Genomic DNA, 17,951 nt, shown 5'->3' with positions numbered 1-17,951 from the left:
CTGTAGCCGAATAACAGCAGATGTACTTCCTGTTTCGCGCTGATTATGCACTGGCTCTATAAAATTGCTTTACTCAGCACGTTGTGGCTGACTTTCCTTGGTGAAGGGCAAGCCCAGCCTGCCAGTAGCCCGCGCCGCTCCGTTGCCAAAGTTGCGGCCCCGCCCGCTACGCCTGCCAATGCGCTGCTGTGGAAAGTTTCGGGCAAAGGCCTCGCCAAACCCTCCTACCTCTACGGCACCATTCATCTGATTTGTCCCCAGGACTTGCGCATAAGTGAGCCGGTCAAGCGGGCCTTCGCCAGCACTCGGCAACTCATACTGGAGCTGGACATGGATAGCCCTACGCTGCTTGAGGACATGAAAGCCGGCATGAAGATGAACGACGGCCAAACCCTGCACAAGCTGCTGTCGGCCGCCGATTACGCCCGCGTTAGTAGCTACCTCAAAGACAAGGCCGGCATTCCTATTGCCCAGGTCAGCATGCTCAAGCCCTTTATTGTCAGCTCTCTGCTTTACTCCAACCTGCTGGGTTGTGCCCCGGCTAGTTACGAAACCAGTTTCGTGAAGCTGGCCCAGGAGCAGCACAAGGAAATACAAGGGCTGGAAACGGTGCAGGAGCAGCTAGGCTTTTTCGACAAGATACCCTACACCGTACAAAGCCAGCTCCTGGCCGATCTGGTTACTCGCGAAGCGGAGGCCCAGCAGGAGTTTCAGCAGTTGGTTACGCTTTACAAGGCCCAGAAAATTGAGGAGCTGCGGGCCGTAACCAGCGCCAGCGCCTTTTCCTTCCCTGGCTACGCTGAAATGCTGCTCGACAACCGGAACCAGCGCTGGCTAGCTACCATTGCCCAGCAGGCTGCCGGCCAGCCCACATTCTTTGCCGTGGGAGCGGCCCACCTAGGCGGCCCCAAAGGACTCTTGGCCCTGCTGCGCCAGCAGGGCTACCAAGTACAACCCGTAACCCGCTGAGGCTGCCCCTGCCGGCGGGCTGCTAAGCGTTGCTTCCTAGAAAGCGTGCTGCCAGGCTTACCCAAGGGCCGTATGTTTGCCCAGATGAACAAGCTCCTAACTACGTTACGCTACTGGGTAAGCTACGCCCTACCTCTTTCCCGCCGAATAAACTCGCGGTACAGCGGGCCGCTGACGGTAGAGTTGCACCGTGGCCGCAAGGTGCTGAACGCCCAATACGCTAATTACAGCTACGGCCCGCTCCAGCAAATTCTGCGCTACGGGCTGTTTATCATGGCTCCCAACCCCACGGTGCCAGTGCTGGTGCTGGGCATGGGCGGCGGCTCCGTCATCGATACGTTGCGGCGGGAACGGAAACACACCGGCCCCATCACGGCCCTAGAGCTGGACCCAGCCATTGTGGAACTAGCTGCCACCGAATTTGACATTCGCCCTGACGCCCAGCTGCACATTGTCTGCGCCGATGCGTTTGCGTGGCTGCCTACTGCCCCCGCGGCCGCTTACGGCTTGGTCATCATTGATCTATTCATTGATCTAACCTTGCCCCACCAACTCAGCGAGGCTGGTTTCTGGCAGCAGTTGCGGCGGGTGCTGCAACCCGGCGGCGCCGTGCTGCTCAACACCCTAGTGCAGGCTCCGCTTTTGATTGCCGGACAGCCGGCTCCCGCGTACCTAACCCAGCAGGGTTTCGAGGTGAAAGACCTGGAAGTGGAGTATAACCGTCTGCTGATCCTGCGGGGGTAGGGGCCGCATCCGGCTAAAAGCCTGGCCCATCACTAGAAGTTGCAACGCAGAAACCCCTTTCTTTGCAGGCTCAACCCCCGCCCTATGGAAATTCTGAAGCATCTGCTCGACTTTATTCTGCACCTTGACAAGCACCTGGCCGAGATAATTCAGGATTACGGGGCCTGGACTTACGCTATTCTTTTCCTCATCATCTTCGTGGAAACCGGGGTAGTGGTGCTGCCCTTCCTGCCCGGCGACTCCCTGCTATTCGCGGCCGGCTCGTTGGCAGCTCTGCCCGGCTCCCCGCTCAACGTGTGGGCCATGATGGGCCTGCTGATTCTGGCCGCCGTGCTGGGCGACACGCTCAACTACCACATCGGCGACTACCTCGGGCCGCGGGTGTTTCGGGAAAATTCCCGGTTTCTGAAGCGGGCCCACCTCGAAAAGACCCAGGCTTTCTACCAGAAGCACGGGGCCAAAACCATTATTCTGGCCCGCTTTATTCCTATCATTCGCACGTTTGCGCCGTTCGTGGCCGGGGTAGGCACCATGAGCTACACCAAGTTTCTGTCGTACAACCTGGTAGGGGCCGTGCTGTGGGTGGTGTTGCTCACGGGCGCCGGCTACTTTTTCGGGCAGATTCCGATTGTGCAGAAAAACTTCTCCCTGGTGGTGTTGGCCATCATTGTGCTGTCGGTGCTACCGGCTGTGTTTGAGTTCGTAAAAGCACGTCGCCCCAGTGGCAGCCGTCCGGTAGCGTAGGCAGATGTAGTAATTAACTGATAAAAACCGTTCGGCCTGAGTTGGGGCTGAACGGTTTTTTGTTGTTGTTTACAACGCAATTACCCGTGTTTTATGCCTGAATTCGGACTTTTGGGTCGCTCCTTGCGCCACTCCTTCTCTCAGACCTACTTTTCCCAGAAATTTCACAATCTGGAGTTGGCTGATCATCACTACGAGCTGTTCGAGCTAGCTACGATGGATGAGCTGCCGGGCCTGTTGCACCAGCACCCCAACCTGCGCGGCCTCAACGTTACAATTCCGTACAAAGAGCAAGTATGGCCCTTCCTCAACGAGGTAGCGCCTTCCGCCGCGCGCGTGGGGGCCGTGAATGTCATTGAGTTCCGGGAGGACGGGCAGCTGATTGGGCACAACACCGACTATGTGGGCTTTCGGGAGTCGTTACGGGGCTTTTTGCCCAAGGCCAAACTGCCGGAGATGCGCGCCCTCATTCTGGGTAGCGGCGGCGCCTCCAAAGCCGTGGAAGTTGCCCTTCGGGAGCTAAACATCGGTTATTGGGTTGTGTCGCGCAACGCGTTAGGCGCAGGACTTACCTACGAGGAACTGACGCCGCGCCTGCTGCAGGATCATCCGCTGATTGTTAACACTACTCCTTTGGGTACCACGCCCAATATAGAAGAGTGCCCGCCCATTCCTTACCCCTACCTCACGTCTCAGCACTACCTCTACGACCTTATTTATAACCCCACCGAAACTGAATTCATGAAGCGCGGCGCTGCCGCCGGCGCCCAAACCAAAAACGGCTTTGAAATGCTCTGCCTCCAAGCCGAGGCCGCCTGGCAAATCTGGAATCGGTGAAACGGGGAGATGGTGAAATGGTGAGTTGGCTGTTCTGTCATGGCGAGCGAAGCGCGGCTATTTTTCCTTCACGAAGTACTACCTCTTCTAATGCGACAAGCCCTTGACGCCAGCGCGGACGTCAAGGGCTTGTCTCGTTTCCAAGCTGGCCACAGAAGAGAGGACGGATGGCCGCGCTCCGCTCGCCATAACAAAACAGCCAACTCACTCATTCACCATCTCCCCGTTTCACCACTTACCCACCGGTGTTGCTGCTGCCTTGCTTGGAGTCGTCGTTGCGGATGGTGCGGCGCTGGCGCTGGCCGCTGCCATCCACCTTACCGAAGCGGTAGTTGAAGGCCAAGCGTACGGAGCGTTGGTACTGGTAGAAGCTGCCAACGCTGCGGAACTGGTCGGTGATGGTGGTGTTGCGGAACTCGCGGCCGGGCGAAAGAAAGTTGTTGGCACTGAGCGTGAGGTCGGCCTTCTCCTTAAACAGCATGCGCTTGAGACCCAGGCCGTAGTACACGCCGCCGGAGTAGCGCGTTTGGAGCTGCACGCCGCCCGTCCAGAAGCCGCCGTAGCCTTGCAGGGTGTAGTGGGTTTTGAATTTCAGCGACGAATTCAGGTTCATGTACATAGAGGCCAAGCTGCTGGTGCGGTTCAGGGCCTTACTGCGCAAGCGGGTGTAGTCGCCGCTGATGTTGCTGCTTAGGTTCCAGTCTTTGGTAGGCTTAAGCGAGCCATAGAGGTTCAGGCCGTAGGAGGAGTTGGTGGCCAGGTTGCCGTAGGTAGTTTCGGAGCGAGCCAGCGCCTCGTTGTAGCGGTAGAACTGCTCAATGGAGTTGCCCGTGCGCCGCGCAAATGCCGAAATGTTTAGGGAGCTTTTCTCGGCGAAGGTGCCGTAGCTCAGCTCGTAGCTGTCCGTCACTTCGGGCCGGAGCGTGGGGTTGCCGTAGCGGATGCTGTTGGGCGTTACCTGATCGACGTAGGGGTTGAGGTAGTAGATGTGTGGGCGCTGAATGCGGCGCGAGAAGCTGAAGCGCAGGGTTTGGCCTTCTTTCTTGAGCGTGCGGGTGGCGCTCAGGTTGGGCAGCACGTTCAGGTAGTCGTTCGAGAAACGGCCGTTTTCGCCCTGAAACTCGCCCTGAATGTCGGTGCGCTCCAGGCGGGTGCCCAGGCTGAACGTGTATTTTTTGCCCGCGGCGAAATTGTAAGTGCCGTAAGCCGCCAGCACGTTCTGGCTGTAGTCGAAGGCATTGGAGCGGCGCGGACTCCGGGCAAAATCCGCCTGCCGGCTGAGCTGTAAGGTGTCCAGGGTATAGTCGCTGCTCACTTGGCGACGGATGAGCTTGGCTCCGGTTTCCAGGGTGTTTTTCTTGCCGAACGGGTGCGTGTAATCAGATTGAAGAGTGGTTTCCAGGTTCCTGGCCAGGTTGGCGCTTCGTTCCCGGTACTCCAGCAGCCCTTGTTTCACATCCGCCGATTTATATTGATCGAGGCGGTAGCTTTCGTCGGAGCGACTGCGAGTGTGCTGGGCCAGCACGGCCCACTCCCGGCGCGGCTGCTTTTCCCCGAAAGTGCGTGTGTAGCCGGCGTTCAGGTCGTAGTTGCGGCTTTCCCCGTCGCGGTTGATGTCGCGGGAATACAGCGTGTCGCGCTGGGGTAGGCCGGCGTACTGGCTGAACAACTCCTGAGGCGAGTTGCTGCGGTAGAGGTTGCCGTTGCCGCTGAGCGTGAAGCTGTGCAGGGGCGACGGGTCGTAGGTAAGCTCCAACTGTCCGTAGCCGCCATTGCCCACGTTGCGGGAAGTAGTGCGCTCCGTAAGCTGACCAGTGGTTTCATTGGGCAGAAAATCGGTGCGCTGGTTGCTACTCTTGAACGGGTACACGTTGTGGAAGGCGCTGAGCTTGGTGTTCACCCCAAACTTGCCCCGCTTCACGTTAAGGCTGCCGTTCAGACCTTGGTTTCGGTTGCCGGTATTGGCGCCTACGCTACCATTCACGCCCTGCAAGCTGTTCTTTTTCAGAACAATATTGATAACCCCGCCCGAGCCTTCTGCATCGTACTTGGCCGAGGGCGAAGTGACTACTTCAATAGCCTTGATCTGGTCGGCGGGAATCTGCTTGAGTGCCTCGGCCAGGTTGCCGGATAGCAGCGACGAAGGCTTGTTGTTGATGAGAATGCGCACGTTGCTAGTGCCGCGCAGTTGCACGTTGCCGTCCCCATCCAGGTTCACCATGGGCGTTTTGCGCATAATGTCGGCGGCCGTGCCCCCAGCATTGGTGGCGTCTTGGTCGGCGTTGTACACTAGCCGGTCGGGCTTGGTTTCGATGACGGGCCGCTCCCCCGTGACGGTTACGCCCGCCAGATTTTGGGCGGAGGCCACAAGTGTGAGCGTCCCTAGGTTTAAGGGCTCCGTCGTAAGCGCCACGTCCTTCAGCTGACTCGCGTAGCCCACAAAGCTGATTTGCAGCCGAAAAGAGCCGGTTGGCAAATCCTTCAACTCAAACCGACCTTCCGCGTCGCAGGTGCCGCCCGTGAGTGGGGTAGTACCCGTGGCGGACAGTAGGGCCACGGTGGCGTACTCCACGGGCTTTTGGGTGGTGGCATCCACTATGCGGCCCGTGATGCGCGCGGGGCCTTTGGCCGCTGTGGAGGGGGTAGTAGGAGAAGAGAGAGTTTGCGCCTGAGCCGTAGGCGCGGCCAAGGCGGCCAGCAACAGCAGCGTAGCAGTATGCTTCATTGGGATAGTGGGAAAAGGATAACGCGCGTAATATTCTGAGGTCCGGTGCGTGCTGATACAGGAGTCCGCTCCGGTGTAATTGGTGGCAGAACGCTTCAAACCTAGACAGTATTTTCTTCTCCTAGCTAAAAATTAACCAGCAACTATATTCTAGTTTGTATAAACCTGTTTTCAAAACTGGTGAAGTGGTGATTCAGTGAGTTAGTGATTGAGTAACGGAGTGAGTAGCTGAGTAAACAGTGGTGTCATGGCGAGCAGAGCGACGCCATCCGTCCTCTCTTCTGTGACAAGCCTAGAAAAGTAACAAGCCCTTACCTCCGTGCGGGAAGTAAGGGCTTGTCATTTATCAGGCTTCGAGCAAAAAGGAGGAAGGATGGCGTCGTCGTGCCTCCTCGCCATGACAGAACAGCCAACTCACTCAATCACTAACTCACCGAATCACTAACTCACTACTGCTGACCTTGGCCGTTGCCTTCGCCTTGCTTGGTGTCGTCGTTTTGGATGCTGCGGCGGCGCTTCTGGGGCTGGGTGGTGGTTTTGCCGAAGCGGTAGTTGAAGGCTAGGCGCACCCCGCGCAGGTAGATGTAGTTGTTGCTTACCTGCCGAAATTGGTCGGTGTCGAGGGTGGAGCTGAGGTTGCGGGTGGCTTGCAGGAAGTTATCGGCGTTTAAGGTCAGGTCGGCCTTTTCCTTGAGCATGGTTTTGCGCAAGCCCAGGGAGTAGAACGTCCAGGCGCGCTGGCTGCCCTGCAGCTGGATGCGCGGCGAGTTCAGGCCGCCGAAGAACTGCACGCTCAGGCCCTTCTCGAACTTGTAGCTGGAGTTCAGGTTCAGGTTGTACATCACCCCGCTGTTGGAGTAGGCCGAAGTGGTAATGCTACCTTCCTCAAACGTCAGGGCTGGGCTTTCCAGCGACACGTAGTACACGTTCACGTTGCCGCTCACATCCCACTTCGGCACGGGCTTCACCGAGGTAAACAGGCTCACCCCAAAGGTAGCGTTGCGGCCGATGTTGCGGAAGGTTTGGTTATTCACGCCATTGCGGTCAATGAAGCGCACCGATTCAATAGCGTTGCCGGTGCGGCGGGCGTAGGCCGACATGTTCAGCACCGAGCCCTTAATAAAGGTGGTGTAGTTCAGCTCGTAGCTGTCCGTCAGTTCAGGGCGTAACTCTGGCTCGCCGTAGCTGATATTCAAGCTGTCGGAGGCATTGACGAAGGGGTTCAGGAAGAAGATCTGGGGGCGCTGGATTCGGCGGGAGTAGGCCAGGCGTAGGGTCTGACCGGGCTTCTTGGGGTTGTTCGGCTGGAAGCTCATGCTCAGGTTGGGCAGCAGGTTGGTGTAGTTCTGCGACACGCTGGAGTTGTCTTGCTCCTGCTGCTGAAAACTGCCCGAAATGCGCGTATTCTCTACCCGCGCGCCCAGCTTAAAGCTAACTTTCTTCGACGCCGAAAAGCCGTACGTTCCATAACCCGACAGCACATCCTGGTTGTAATCGAACAGGTTGGAGCGGCTGGCATCGTACACCGGGTCGATGTTGGAGGATCCAAAGGGGCTGGTGAAGACGTCGTAGTCGCTGCTCACGCGGCGCAGGATGGCCTTGGCGCCGGTTTCGAGCAGGGCGGTTTCCGAGAACGGGTGGGCGTAGTCGGTTTGCAGGGTAGTTTCGAGGTTGCGGGCCAGGTTGTCGCTTTCCTCCCGGTACGTCTTGGCCTGGTTTTCCTCCGAGCGACCCGCGAACTGGTCGAGGTAGTAGGCCTGCACGTTGCGGTTGCGGGTGTGCTGGGCCAGCACGCTCCACTCGCGGCGCTTCTGCTCAAAAGTGCGGGTGTAGGCCCCACTTAAGTCGTAGCTCTGGGTGCGGAAGCGCCGGTCGGTGTCGCGGGTGAATGAGGTGGCAGCGGGCAGCAGCACGTTGTTGTACTGGTCGTAGTTGCCGCTGTTGCGGAACATGCTACCCTGCAAGCCCAGCGTGAGGTTATGGTACTGGGCCGGGTCATAATCGAGCCCGAAACGGCCGAAGCCACCGCCGCCCAGCGTGTTGCCGTCGCCTTCCTGCCGCAATGATTCTCTTTCGCCACCCGGGGTTTTCAGGTAGCGTACCAAATCGTTGCGGTTGGGACTGTAAAAGCCAAAGCCGCTGACGGAGCTGCTCAGGCCTACCTTGCCTTTGCGGTAGTTGAGCGTGCCGTTGCCGTTGGAGCTGCGTGTACCCGCGGCCAGCCCCACGGAGCCGTTTACGCCTTCCAGGCTGTTTTTCTTGAGGATAATGTTGATGATGCCGCCCGTGCCTTCGGCGTCGTACTTGGCTGAAGGCGTCGTAATAACTTCTACGCTCTTGATCTGGTCGGCCGGAATCTGCTTCATGGCATCGGCCACCGAGGAGGCCACAATGCCCGAGGGCTTGTTGTTGATGAGCACGCGCACGTTGCTGGTGCCGCGCAGCTCCACGTTGCCATCGGGGTCCACGTTCACCAGGGGCACTTTGCGCAGTACGTCGGCGGCCGTACCGCCCGAGTTGGTCAGGTCCTTTTCGGCGTTATACACAATCCGGTCGGGCTTGGTCTCAATGACGTCCCGCTCCCCGGTTACCTTCACTTCGCCCAGGTTTTGGGCTGAGGAAGCCAGCTGCACGGTTCCTACCGTCGTCAGGCCCGAGTTAACCGTTACGTTGCGCGTTTGGGTAGCGTAGCCCACAAAGCTGATTTGCAGTCGGAACTCCCCGGCCGCCAGCCCCCGCAGAGCAAAGCGGCCCCGCTCGTCGCACACGCCGCCATCAACGGGCGTGTTGCCGCTCAAGGGCAGCAGCGTAACGGTAGCAAACTCCACTGGCTTTTTGGTGGTAGCATCTAGCACCGTGCCTTCCAGGCGGCCCGTTCCTTTGGGAGCCGAGGGCAAGATAGGCTTGGCGGCAGCACCCGCCGGGGCTCCAGCCGGCCGCTGACCCGCGGCCGGAGCCCCGGCGGGTGGGCCTGTTTGGGCGAAGACGGGAGCCGTAAGCAGGCTGGTAAGCAGCAGGGGAAGGGTAGCGTTTTTCATGAGATATAGCAGAAGATAGTTGCAAGGAGGGCGGCCACCGGGAAAAACCAAAACGGCCGGAGCTGAAGTGTAGAAAACAGGGGATGAAACGTAACCGGCAGCGTATCAGGCAGAAGCAACTGAAACTGAAATTCAGCGGTAAGGACTGCAAAACTCCGATGGCGTTGCCGGAGCCGACTGTTTATTCAACCAACTCTATGTTTTCGTCCGGCAACGCCCACGGGCTGGCACTAAGCGGAGTGCTTAGCTGGTCACGTTGCGGCGGTAGAGCAGCACGTAGCCGGCCACCAGCACCCCGCCAAACCAAGCCAGGGCGTACCATTCGTGCTGGGCTACTTCGTGGGCTGCTTCCAGCATCCCTGCCTTGGAAACGCGTAAAGACATGGCCGTCAGGAAAGGCGCTGCGTACGGAATCTTGCTGACATGCTCCCATTGCAGCAGGGCAAACGTGGCCACTACCGCCCCCATGCCTACCCCCACCGGCACCACGAAAGAGCGCCAGAACAGGCTCACGACGTACTGCACCGCCAGTAGCCCCAGCGTGGCCAGGTAGGTGCGCAGCAGCATCCAGCCCACCGTCTCGAAGGGAATAACATGCGTCTGGAAGCCTTGCCCGGGTTTTAGCAACCCCAGTAGCGTGCCGGCGCCTAGCAGCAAACCCACAAAGAGCAGCAGCGCGGCGGCATTCAGGGCCAGCACCAGCAGCAGCTTGGAGCCAAACACGGCCCCGCGCCCTACGGGCTGGGCGTACAGGTGCTTCCAGGCGGTAGCCTTGGTTTCAATAGTTACTACCAAGCTAGTTAGCAGCACCACGAACAGGGGCAGCAGCAGGGTGCCCGCCGTTTGCCAGGCCATGCTGATAAAGCGGGGCCATGGGTCGCCGCCCGCCTTCATAATCAGGTGGCCCTTAAAAAAGAAGATGCAGAAGGTAAGCAGCACTGGCAGGGCTCCGCTGAACAAAGTCAGGCGCAGGGCTGCCGTGCGCCGCAGCTTGAGCACATCGGTGGCCAGGGTGCGCCCCAGCTGCGTAAAGGGAGCTGGGGCTGCTGGCAGCGCGGCGAAATCGGGTAGGGTAGCGTCCATCGTCAGGCGGATTAAGAAATAAGCAGGATGAAATGCGCGGCTCTGGCTTACTGCACGAGGTCGGCTTTGGCCTCGGTGAGGTGCAGGAAGGTGTCCTCCAGGCTAGGCTGCTCCAGGCGCAGGCCGTAGAGCGGCTGGCCCGCCGCCGTAAGGGCCGCGGCCAGCTCAGCGGTGTGCTCCCGCGAAAGCCAGGGCAGCCAGAGCGTGCCGGGTGTGGCTACCGTGGCGCCGGCCAGCAGGCGGGGCAGCAGGTTGCGGCAGGTGTCGGCATTTTCCGTTTCCAGCACCAGCCGGGCCCGGCCGGCTTGCAGACGCTGCAAGTCCGGCAGGCTGCCCTGAAACACCAGCCGCCCTTCCTGAATGACACCCACGTGGGTAGCTACTTTCTCGATTTCGTTGATGAGGTGGCTGCTGACCACGATGGTTTTGCCGTGCTCCTGGCGCAAGTGGCGCAGCAGCTCGCGCATTTCAATAATGCCGTTGGGGTCAAGGCCATTCGTGGGCTCATCCAGCAGCAGCAAGTCGGGGTCGGAGAGCAGGGCAATGGCCAGGCCCAGGCGCTGCCGCATGCCCAGAGAGTACTCCCGGGCGGGCCGGTGGGCGTTATCAGTGAGGCCAACCAGCGCCAGCACTTCGGCGGTGCGGTGGGCCGCTACCCCGCGCAGGCGGCGGGTAGCCTCCACGTTCTCGCGGCCCGTGAGGTGGTCGTACAGGGACGGATTTTCGATGAGGGCGCCCACCCGGTTCAGCAGGGCTACCCGGTGCCGGGCCAGGTCGTGCCCGAACAAGTGCACGGAGCCAGCGGCCGGCCGCAGCAGTCCCAGCAGCAGGCGCATGGTAGTACTTTTTCCGGCCCCGTTCGGCCCCAGGAAACCGTAGATGCTGCCGGGCTCTACGCGCAGGTTGACATCGTGCAGAATGGGCCGCTTGCCGAAGTGAAAGTGCAGGCCGCGGGTTTCGAGTAGGGGAAGGGAGGCAGGTTGCATAGCGCCGAATTCAGATGACTGTGAAGACGGCAGCAAACGTAGCGGCCCTGCTATAGCCCGCAGCCGCTATTCAACCAACACGACGACTAGCCCCCGAAACAGCTGCTTTTTCTAACCAAACCCCGTTGGGGCCGAACGGCGCGGCCCCTCAACCAGTTAGCCACGCATGTAACGGCGTTGGTAGGGCAAAATGAGGGGTTGATGGAGAAACCAGCCCGCAACCGGGCGCTACTACCGGGCCCGCCGGAAAAAAACGTTTCCGCTCACAGACTCTAGCCGCAGCGTTGGCCCCGTGCCCGCGCCCAAAGCACCCTTCACCTCATACCCGACAATGGGGTTCTGCTGGCGGTTGCTGAAGGCTACTTCCTGGTCGGTGTACACTTCGCCGGTAATGGTTTTCAGGGCCACGCTGGCGGGGCGGGCCGCCGGCCAGCTCACGTCCACGAAGCCGCTGATGGAATTGGCGTTCAGCTCGCCGGTAAGGCCCTGCACGTCTACGTTGCCGCTAATAGTGCTGATGCGCAAGTTGGTAGCGGCCGGCACTGTAATTTCATAGGCAATGTCGGCGCACACCCCGGCGCGGCCCTCGCGCACGCCGCCCTTGGTGTTGTCCCAGTTGCCGTAGTAAAGCGTACTGCCATTGGGGCAGTCGCCGGGTTGGGCCTGGGCCAGGCGCTTGGCGTCCAGGTCAGAGACTACCCGCAGATTGTTGCCGGTAGTTTGCAGGCTCATGGTGAAGGCATCGTTGAGCTTGTTCTGGTTGATGCTGACCGTGGCCCGCACCCGCAGCTGCCCGTCGGAGGCCGGGCGCACCCGGATAGTAGTAGCGTGTTTCAGGTCCAGCGTTACCAGCGAACCGCTGCTCACGGGGGCGGTTTTTTCCAGCACGGTTTGGGCCACGGCCCGGCTTGAGCCGCTCAGCAGCCCCACAGTCAAAAAGCAAAGAAGTAAACGGCGCATGATAAGGGTTGGGTAAGGATGAGGAATTGGCAGTAAGCAGTGAGTAGGAGGGAAGTAGGCGGCTACTTGCCAGGGAAATGGCAGGGCCGGTTCGTCCTATTGCCTGCCCTGCGCTACTGAATAGAAGCCGGCTGATGAAGTAACCGACCTGGGCCGCCGACCAAAGGGTAGGGCCTGACTTACTTGGCCTTGCGCACGTAGATGTCGCCGCTGATGTTGTGCAGGGCCAGTTTCGAGCCGCCGCCGTTCAGGGGTACCGACACGGTTTGGCCGCTCACGCGGGTGAGGCCATCGGGCGTGGGGCGCGGGTTCAGGTCGAAGTCGGTGTACACCTCGCCCGACATAGACCGCACCGTGAGGTTGGCCTTGGAAGCAGCGGGCATGGTCACGTCGAGCTTGCCACTCACCAAGGACAAAGCGGTGGGCTCGGCTGGCAGGGAGGCGAACTGCACGGTGATGTCGCCGCTGGTGCTGTTGCCCACCACGGGCCCCGTCACGTTGGTCAGGGTAGCATCCCCGTTTTTCATCTTGAGCTCCAGGCTACCCGCCAGGCCGCTCACGCGCAGGTCGCTACCATTCCAGTTGGTTTCGGTGAATACTAGGGCCGTGCGCCGGGGGACCCGCAGGGTGTAAGTGACGGCCTTGCGTGAGGCCTGCACCACGCGCAGCACATTGCCTTGCGTTGCCACCGACAGGCCCAAGCGGGTGTTGTCTTCGGCTGAATTGTAGATGGGCCGCAGCCCTTCGGCTTGCTTGGGCGGCTCCTGGTAGCCGTTGCCGCGGATAATCACTTCATCCCCGTCGTAGCCTTCCACTACCACGTTGCTACCGTGCATTTCCAGCACAATGCGGCGGTTGTCGCGGGTAGGAAAGCGGGTTTTATATTCTTGGGCCCGTAGGGCAGAGGCCGTCCCGGTCAGCAGGAGCAGGCTAAAAAAGAAGGAGCGTTTCATAACAGCGGGAAAATGAGCGAAAAAGAAGTTGCCGCCGGGGTGCGCGGGCCCACGCAGGGAAGGGGGCGGCAATGCAACGGGTCAGATCAAAATCAGATAAGTAGACCTAGGCCTTGCTGGGCCTGCTGGCGCACTACGGGCAGCACGTTGGGCTGGCGGGAGAGTTGCTCCAGCGGCGCTAGGGCCCGTTTGTCGCGCAGGGCCACCAGTAGCTCAATTAGGGTAATCTGCACGTTGGGGTCGGTTTGGTTGGGTAGGGCCTGCACCAGAGCGGGCCCCACGCGCGGGTCGGCGCGCAGGTGGTACAGGGCCTCCGCTGCCGCCAAGCGCACATTCGGGTTGGGGTCGGCGTTGAGAGTGGTGATGAGTACCTGCACGGCAGCGTCGCCGGGCTGCACCGTTGTGGGGGCTTCACTAACCAGCTGCAGGCGGCGGTTGGCCGAGGCGGGCTGGCCCGCCAGGGTAGTAAGCTGAGCGGCTAGCCCCGGCGCCGGGGCCGGCCGGATTGCTACCTCCGGCAAGGCCGCCGGCTGCAGCAGCAACCCCAGCACCGTGCCCACTGCCAGCAGAGCTACGGCCGCGGCTACCCGCAGCCAGCGCCCCGCCGCCGACGCTTCCCACAGCGGAATGACCGTGCCACCCGCGGCGGCCTTCTCCGAGTGAGCTACCACGAGCGGCGCTACTTCGGGCTCATTTCCCTTCAAAGCAGCCTTTTCCTGGTTTAAAGCCTGCAGAAAATTCGCGCGCAGGGCTGGGGGCGGGGCGGGCGCCGGCAACTCATCGAGGTGGTGGAGCAGGGTGCGTAACTGCTGGAGCTGCTGCCGGCAGGTGGGGCACTCCCGCAGGTGCGCGTTCAGGGCCTCAGCGTCGGTGGGCGGCAGGGCGTGCTCGGCGTGGGCGGGTAGCAGCGGCTCCCAGTGGGCGCAGTCAGCGGGTAGCAAGTTGTCAGCGGAAGAAGTCATGCACAAGCGGGCGGCCAGGGCCCAAAAAATCAGCGAAAGTATAAGGTGCGCAGGGCCTCTAGGGCGCGGTGCGCTTTCACGCGGGCGGCTCCCTCGGAGCAGCCCAGCATCTGCCCAATCTCGGCGTAGTCGAACCCCTGGAAGCGGTGTAAGTCCAGAATTTCGCGTTGGGCCGGGGGAAGCAGGGCCAGGGCCTCCTGCACCGACTGGGCGCAATCGGTGGCCGTGAGGTGAGCTTGGGCGGCGCGGCCGTGGGCCGTGGTGTGCTCCAGGTCGTGGAGGTCGGTGGGTGCGGGGCGGCGCTGTTGCCAGTGGTCGGCGTGAACGTGGCGGGCCAGCTGGTACAACCACGTCCGAAAGCGCAGGCCCGCCCGGAAACTGGCCCGGTACTTCAGCACCCGCAGAAATACGTTCTGGGTCAGGTCCTGCCCAATTTCCTGGTCGCCGTGGTTAAGGCGAGTCAGGAAGCCGAACAGCGGGCCGTGGTAACGCTCAAACAGCGGCGTGAGCTGGTCCAGGTCGTCGGCCTGCACCCGGAGCATGAGGTCTTCGTCGCTGAGAGAGGTAGAAACAGGCACGGGCAGAACAGAACAAGCGGCGGGACGAAAGAACCGAATCTGCTCCGAATACCGGCGGCTGCTTTATTCGTTACAACCCCCGCAAAATATTTTTTGCGCCGCCTCCTTATGCTGCCTTACGGCCAGTTTTGCAGGAAACCCTACCCCAGATGAGGCCATAAGGAAAAGCAGGCTGCACATGAGTTGGTAGCCGAAAGCGGGCCCGTGCGGTGCGGCAGTAGGTTGGCCAGGTGCCAGCCGGTGTTGGTAGGCGTAAGTGCCGGGTTGATTGAAAAGGGCTGCTTTCGGAGGACAGAAGGCGTATTTTTAAGCATGGAAGTATCGTCCGCGCCCGTTGCTGCTCCGTTGTCCGAAAAATCAGTGCTTCCCCGGGTTGGCTGGCGGGCGCGCCTGCGGCCAGTGTTACGGTCGGCCAACTGGTCGGCCGCTTCCGAAGACACGCCTATTCCGCGCTGGATTCACGTGCTCCTGTGGCTGTGGCTGGCCGGCATCGATGCCCTAAAGCTCAGCGGCACCGTGGCCATGCTGCCCCGCTTTCCAGCCACGGCGGCCGAGTGGCAGCCGCTACTACCCCTGGTTGGGCGTCTGCTGCTGGAAGATATGTGCGGGGCACTATTGTTCTACCTGACCTGGCGCTGGCTGATTCCGCGCACCCTAGGCCGGGCCCGGGTTGTCCACTACGTGCTGCTAGCTGCCCTGCTGGTGCTGCCCTACGCGGCGCTGGTGGGCTGGGTCACCATGCAAACCTCGCGCAAAGGCGTGCAGATTTCCGCCTACCGAGTTACCAGCCCCGCCCAGGGCCAAAAAAAGCCCGTCACGACCATTGTGAAAAGCAAGAAGTCGGGCCCTCAGATGCCGGAAACCTGGATGCGCATCATCAGCGCGGGCATTATTGGGGTGTTTATCGTGGGTAGCAGCTCGGCCCTGCGCATCACTGGCGACTACATTCGGGGGCAGCGCAACCGCCGCGAAATGGAGCGTCAGCAGCTGCTCACGGAGCTGGCCATGCTCAAAACCCAAATCAATCCGCACTTCCTGTTCAACACCCTCAACAACATCTACTCGCTCACCAGCCGTAAGTCTGACAAAGCCCCCGAGGCCGTACTGCGCCTGGCCGAAATTATGCGCTACCTGCTCTATGAAAGCAGCACTGATACCGTGCCCCTGAGCCGGGAGCTGGCCCACCTGCGCAGCTTTCTGGACCTGCAGCGCCTGCGCCTGCCGGCCTCCGCTCAGGATGCTATTCAGCTGGAAGTAACTGGCACCTCCCCCGATTGCGCCCACCCGATTGCGCCGCTGCTGCTCATGCCCCTGGTGGAAAACGCCTTTAAGCACGGCGACCTGACTGCCCGGCCCGTGGCCGTACATATCTCCTTGGTGCTGGCTTCGGATGGGCTGGTGCGGTTTTCAGTGCTCAACCACGTAGCGCCCGCCGATGCGGAGCGGGAGCTACCCAAGCAGCCCGGCGGCGTGGGCCTCGTGAACCTGCGACGGCGCCTGGAATTGCTCTACCCCGGCCGCTACGTTCTGGATGTGCAAACCCCGCCCGGCCAGCACCTCGTTACGCTGGTGCTGCTGCAGTAAGCTGTTTGTAGTGGTAGGAGGGTGTGCGGGTAAGAAGGTATGGGGTAGGAGGGTAGGAGTTGAACTGCATATCTTACCTTCCTGCTCTAAATCCCTCGCACCCCCATACTCCTATACCCGCACACCCTCCTACCCTCATACCCTAACAAAGCTACCCAAGCCATGACCTGCGCTATTCTCGACGACGAACCCCTGGCCCTGGACCTGCTAGCTGATTACTGCGCCCAGGTGCCGGGCCTGGAGCTAAAAGGACAGTTCGACGATGCCCTAGCCGGCCTGGCTTTCCTGCAGGATAACCCCGTGGATGTAGTGTTTCTGGATATTCACATGCCCCGCCTCACGGGCGTGCAGCTGGCCCAACTGTTACCCCAGCCCGGTCCGCGCATTGTGTTTACTACCGCTTACGACCAGTACGCCGTGCGCAGCTACGAGCTGAACGCTGTTGACTACCTACTGAAACCCATTGCCTTTGAGCGGTTTGTGCAGGCCGTGCAGAAGGTGCGCCAGCACTTGGCTGCTCCCGCGCCGGCCCCGGCAGCGGCCCCTCCCGCCGCCAGCGCGGAGGCTCACCCCGTGGCGCCAGATGCCATGTTCGTCAAGAACGAGCACCGCCTGCAGCGCGTGGCTTTCGATGATATTCTCTACATCGAGGGCATGAAGGAGTACCTGATGATTTATACCACCACCGGTAAGGTGCTCACGCTCCAGTCGTTCAGGAGGGTAGAAGAGGTGCTGCCGCCCGACCGATTTGCGCGCATTCACAAATCCTACCTCGTTGCCCTCAGCCGCATTGAGCACGTGGAGCGGGGCAAAGTGCAGGTAGCCGGCCGCCTACTTCCCATCGGCGACACCTACCGGGATTCTTTCACCAACCTCATCAAGGCGTACAACTTGTTGTAGGTGGTTGAGTTAGGTGTCAAGTTAAGAAGGCCGAGCTACGCTGAAACTCCTCACCTTGAAACGTGTCCTGGAAAGCGGCGCGAAGCCATCCGCCTGCCCAACGTGCTACCCCTCCAAATGTGACAAGCCCTTACCTCCGCGCTGGAAGTAAGGGCTTGTCGGTTTATTAAGCTTCGAGCAAGTGAGAGGAAATATGGCCTCGGTGTCGTCGCCACGACATTTCACTCAGTCACTCATTCACCAATTCACTATTTCGCCAGTTTGCTGGCAATCTGGGCAGTGTGCTGGCCTTGGTGACGGGCGCCTTCCAGTTCGTTGGCGCTGGGCTGCCGCTCGCCCTGGCCGCCGGCCACGGTGCTAGCTCCGTAAGGAGTGCCGCCGGTTACTTCCTCGTGGCCCATCTGGCCCTGCCAGGCGTAGGGCAAGCCCACGATGACCATGCCGTGGTGCAACAGCTCCGTGTGCAAGGATCGGATGGTGGTTTCCTGGCCGCCGTGCTGAGTAGCCGTGCTCACAAAAGCACCGCCAACTTTGCCAATCAGCTTGCCCTGGGCCCAGAGGCCGCCCGTAGCATCCAGAAACGACTGGATTTGGCCGCACACGTTGCCGTAGCGCGTGGGCGTCCCAATGATAATGGCGTCGTACTGTTCCAGCTCCTCGGGCGTGGCCACCGGAATGTGCTCAAAGGCTTTCTGGGCCTGGGTAGCGCCAATCTTGTCGAGCAGGGCGGGGGGGAGGGTTTCGGGCACCCGCTTGATGGCTACCTCGTTGCTGGCAACCTGCCGGGCGCCTTCCGCCACGGCTTCCGCCAGCTTGTATACGTGACCATACGTGGAATAAAACAGCACGAGCGTCTTCATAAGCAGTTGGTTTTTTAGGTGAAAAACG

The 17,951-nt window shown here is 60.7% G+C and carries 15 protein-coding genes; 6 read left to right on the top strand and 9 right to left on the bottom strand.

The annotated features are described in order from the left end of the window. Positions 1–45: 45 nt before the first annotated feature. From MWH26_RS15405 to MWH26_RS15390, 4 genes are all read left to right on the top strand, one after another. Positions 46–969: a TraB/GumN family protein gene (locus tag MWH26_RS15405; protein WP_247974970.1), complete on the top strand. Its 924-nt coding sequence runs from the start codon at positions 46–48 to the stop codon at positions 967–969. 84 nt (positions 970–1,053) lie between these two features. Continuing rightward, positions 1,054–1,713 (top strand): spermidine synthase, encoded by a 660-nt coding sequence (locus MWH26_RS15400; protein WP_247974969.1) that lies wholly within the window; start codon positions 1,054–1,056, stop codon positions 1,711–1,713. 84 nt (positions 1,714–1,797) lie between these two features. Further along, complete coding sequence (locus MWH26_RS15395) at positions 1,798–2,457, top strand: DedA family protein (RefSeq protein WP_244697513.1); 660 nt, start codon at positions 1,798–1,800, stop codon at positions 2,455–2,457. A gap of 93 nt (positions 2,458–2,550) precedes the next feature. Further along, a complete protein-coding gene (locus tag MWH26_RS15390) occupies positions 2,551–3,294 on the top strand; it encodes a shikimate dehydrogenase family protein (protein ID WP_247974968.1) in 744 nt (247 codons plus the stop codon). A 235-nt stretch (positions 3,295–3,529) separates the two neighbouring features. On the opposite strand, the gene MWH26_RS15385 is transcribed toward MWH26_RS15390, so the two are convergent. From MWH26_RS15385 to MWH26_RS15350, 8 genes are all read right to left on the bottom strand, one after another. Further along, positions 3,530–6,019 carry a TonB-dependent receptor gene (locus tag MWH26_RS15385; protein ID WP_247974967.1) on the bottom strand — a complete coding sequence of 830 codons (2,490 nt, stop codon included), beginning with the start codon at positions 6,017–6,019 and terminating at the stop codon, positions 3,530–3,532. A gap of 449 nt (positions 6,020–6,468) precedes the next feature. Then, a complete protein-coding gene (locus tag MWH26_RS15380; protein ID WP_247974966.1) occupies positions 6,469–9,057 on the bottom strand; it encodes a TonB-dependent receptor in 2,589 nt (862 codons plus the stop codon). A 243-nt stretch (positions 9,058–9,300) separates the two neighbouring features. Continuing rightward, positions 9,301–10,140: an ABC transporter permease gene (locus tag MWH26_RS15375; protein WP_247974965.1), complete on the bottom strand. Its 840-nt coding sequence runs from the start codon at positions 10,138–10,140 to the stop codon at positions 9,301–9,303. A 47-nt stretch (positions 10,141–10,187) separates the two neighbouring features. Then, a complete protein-coding gene (locus tag MWH26_RS15370; protein ID WP_247974964.1) occupies positions 10,188–11,126 on the bottom strand; it encodes an ABC transporter ATP-binding protein in 939 nt (312 codons plus the stop codon). 231 nt (positions 11,127–11,357) lie between these two features. Then, positions 11,358–12,086, bottom strand: a complete 729-nt coding sequence (locus MWH26_RS15365) for a hypothetical protein (protein WP_247974963.1) — start codon at positions 12,084–12,086, stop codon at positions 11,358–11,360. 179 nt (positions 12,087–12,265) lie between these two features. Beyond that, positions 12,266–13,039: a DUF4097 family beta strand repeat-containing protein gene (locus tag MWH26_RS15360; RefSeq protein ID WP_244697503.1), complete on the bottom strand. Its 774-nt coding sequence runs from the start codon at positions 13,037–13,039 to the stop codon at positions 12,266–12,268. A gap of 92 nt (positions 13,040–13,131) precedes the next feature. Next, positions 13,132–14,001, bottom strand: a complete 870-nt coding sequence (locus tag MWH26_RS15355) for a HEAT repeat domain-containing protein (RefSeq protein ID WP_247974962.1) — start codon at positions 13,999–14,001, stop codon at positions 13,132–13,134. Positions 14,002–14,030: 29 nt separating this feature from the next. After that, positions 14,031–14,579: an RNA polymerase sigma factor gene (locus tag MWH26_RS15350; RefSeq protein ID WP_247974961.1), complete on the bottom strand. Its 549-nt coding sequence runs from the start codon at positions 14,577–14,579 to the stop codon at positions 14,031–14,033. A gap of 312 nt (positions 14,580–14,891) precedes the next feature. Between MWH26_RS15350 and MWH26_RS15345 the strand changes: the two genes are divergently transcribed. Beyond that, entirely contained in the window at positions 14,892–16,163 is a 1,272-nt protein-coding gene (locus MWH26_RS15345; protein WP_247974960.1) for a sensor histidine kinase, read from the top strand. Between the two features lie 162 nt (positions 16,164–16,325). Beyond that, complete coding sequence (locus tag MWH26_RS15340) at positions 16,326–17,063, top strand: LytR/AlgR family response regulator transcription factor (protein WP_247974959.1); 738 nt, start codon at positions 16,326–16,328, stop codon at positions 17,061–17,063. Between the two features lie 248 nt (positions 17,064–17,311). Here MWH26_RS15340 and wrbA read toward each other — a convergent pair whose 3' ends face one another. Beyond that, positions 17,312–17,923 carry an NAD(P)H:quinone oxidoreductase gene (gene wrbA, locus MWH26_RS15335; RefSeq protein WP_247974958.1) on the bottom strand — a complete coding sequence of 204 codons (612 nt, stop codon included), beginning with the start codon at positions 17,921–17,923 and terminating at the stop codon, positions 17,312–17,314. Between the last annotated feature and the right edge of the window lie 28 nt (positions 17,924–17,951).

The organism is Hymenobacter sublimis (assembly GCF_023101345.1).
Lineage (GTDB): Bacteria > Bacteroidota > Bacteroidia > Cytophagales > Hymenobacteraceae > Hymenobacter > Hymenobacter sublimis.
Note: the sequence above shows the minus strand (reverse complement) of the source record. Positions and strands in the feature narration are given on the sequence as shown.

What these genes read in the sequence shown, in the direction of transcription:
- MWH26_RS15405 (WP_247974970.1), top strand. Translation starts at nt 46, where the DNA reads ATGCACTGGCTCTATAAAATTGCTTTACTCAGCACGTTGTGGCTGACT.
- MWH26_RS15400 (WP_247974969.1), top strand. Translation starts at nt 1,054, where the DNA reads ATGAACAAGCTCCTAACTACGTTACGCTACTGGGTAAGCTACGCCCTA.
- MWH26_RS15395 (WP_244697513.1), top strand. Translation starts at nt 1,798, where the DNA reads ATGGAAATTCTGAAGCATCTGCTCGACTTTATTCTGCACCTTGACAAG.
- MWH26_RS15390 (WP_247974968.1), top strand. Translation starts at nt 2,551, where the DNA reads ATGCCTGAATTCGGACTTTTGGGTCGCTCCTTGCGCCACTCCTTCTCT.
- MWH26_RS15385 (WP_247974967.1), bottom strand. Translation starts at nt 6,019, where the DNA reads ATGAAGCATACTGCTACGCTGCTGTTGCTGGCCGCCTTGGCCGCGCCT.
- MWH26_RS15380 (WP_247974966.1), bottom strand. Translation starts at nt 9,057, where the DNA reads ATGAAAAACGCTACCCTTCCCCTGCTGCTTACCAGCCTGCTTACGGCT.
- MWH26_RS15375 (WP_247974965.1), bottom strand. Translation starts at nt 10,140, where the DNA reads ATGGACGCTACCCTACCCGATTTCGCCGCGCTGCCAGCAGCCCCAGCT.
- MWH26_RS15370 (WP_247974964.1), bottom strand. Translation starts at nt 11,126, where the DNA reads ATGCAACCTGCCTCCCTTCCCCTACTCGAAACCCGCGGCCTGCACTTT.
- MWH26_RS15365 (WP_247974963.1), bottom strand. Translation starts at nt 12,086, where the DNA reads ATGCGCCGTTTACTTCTTTGCTTTTTGACTGTGGGGCTGCTGAGCGGC.
- MWH26_RS15360 (WP_244697503.1), bottom strand. Translation starts at nt 13,039, where the DNA reads ATGAAACGCTCCTTCTTTTTTAGCCTGCTCCTGCTGACCGGGACGGCC.
- MWH26_RS15355 (WP_247974962.1), bottom strand. Translation starts at nt 14,001, where the DNA reads ATGACTTCTTCCGCTGACAACTTGCTACCCGCTGACTGCGCCCACTGG.
- MWH26_RS15345 (WP_247974960.1), top strand. Translation starts at nt 14,892, where the DNA reads ATGGAAGTATCGTCCGCGCCCGTTGCTGCTCCGTTGTCCGAAAAATCA.
- MWH26_RS15340 (WP_247974959.1), top strand. Translation starts at nt 16,326, where the DNA reads ATGACCTGCGCTATTCTCGACGACGAACCCCTGGCCCTGGACCTGCTA.
- wrbA (WP_247974958.1), bottom strand. Translation starts at nt 17,923, where the DNA reads ATGAAGACGCTCGTGCTGTTTTATTCCACGTATGGTCACGTATACAAG.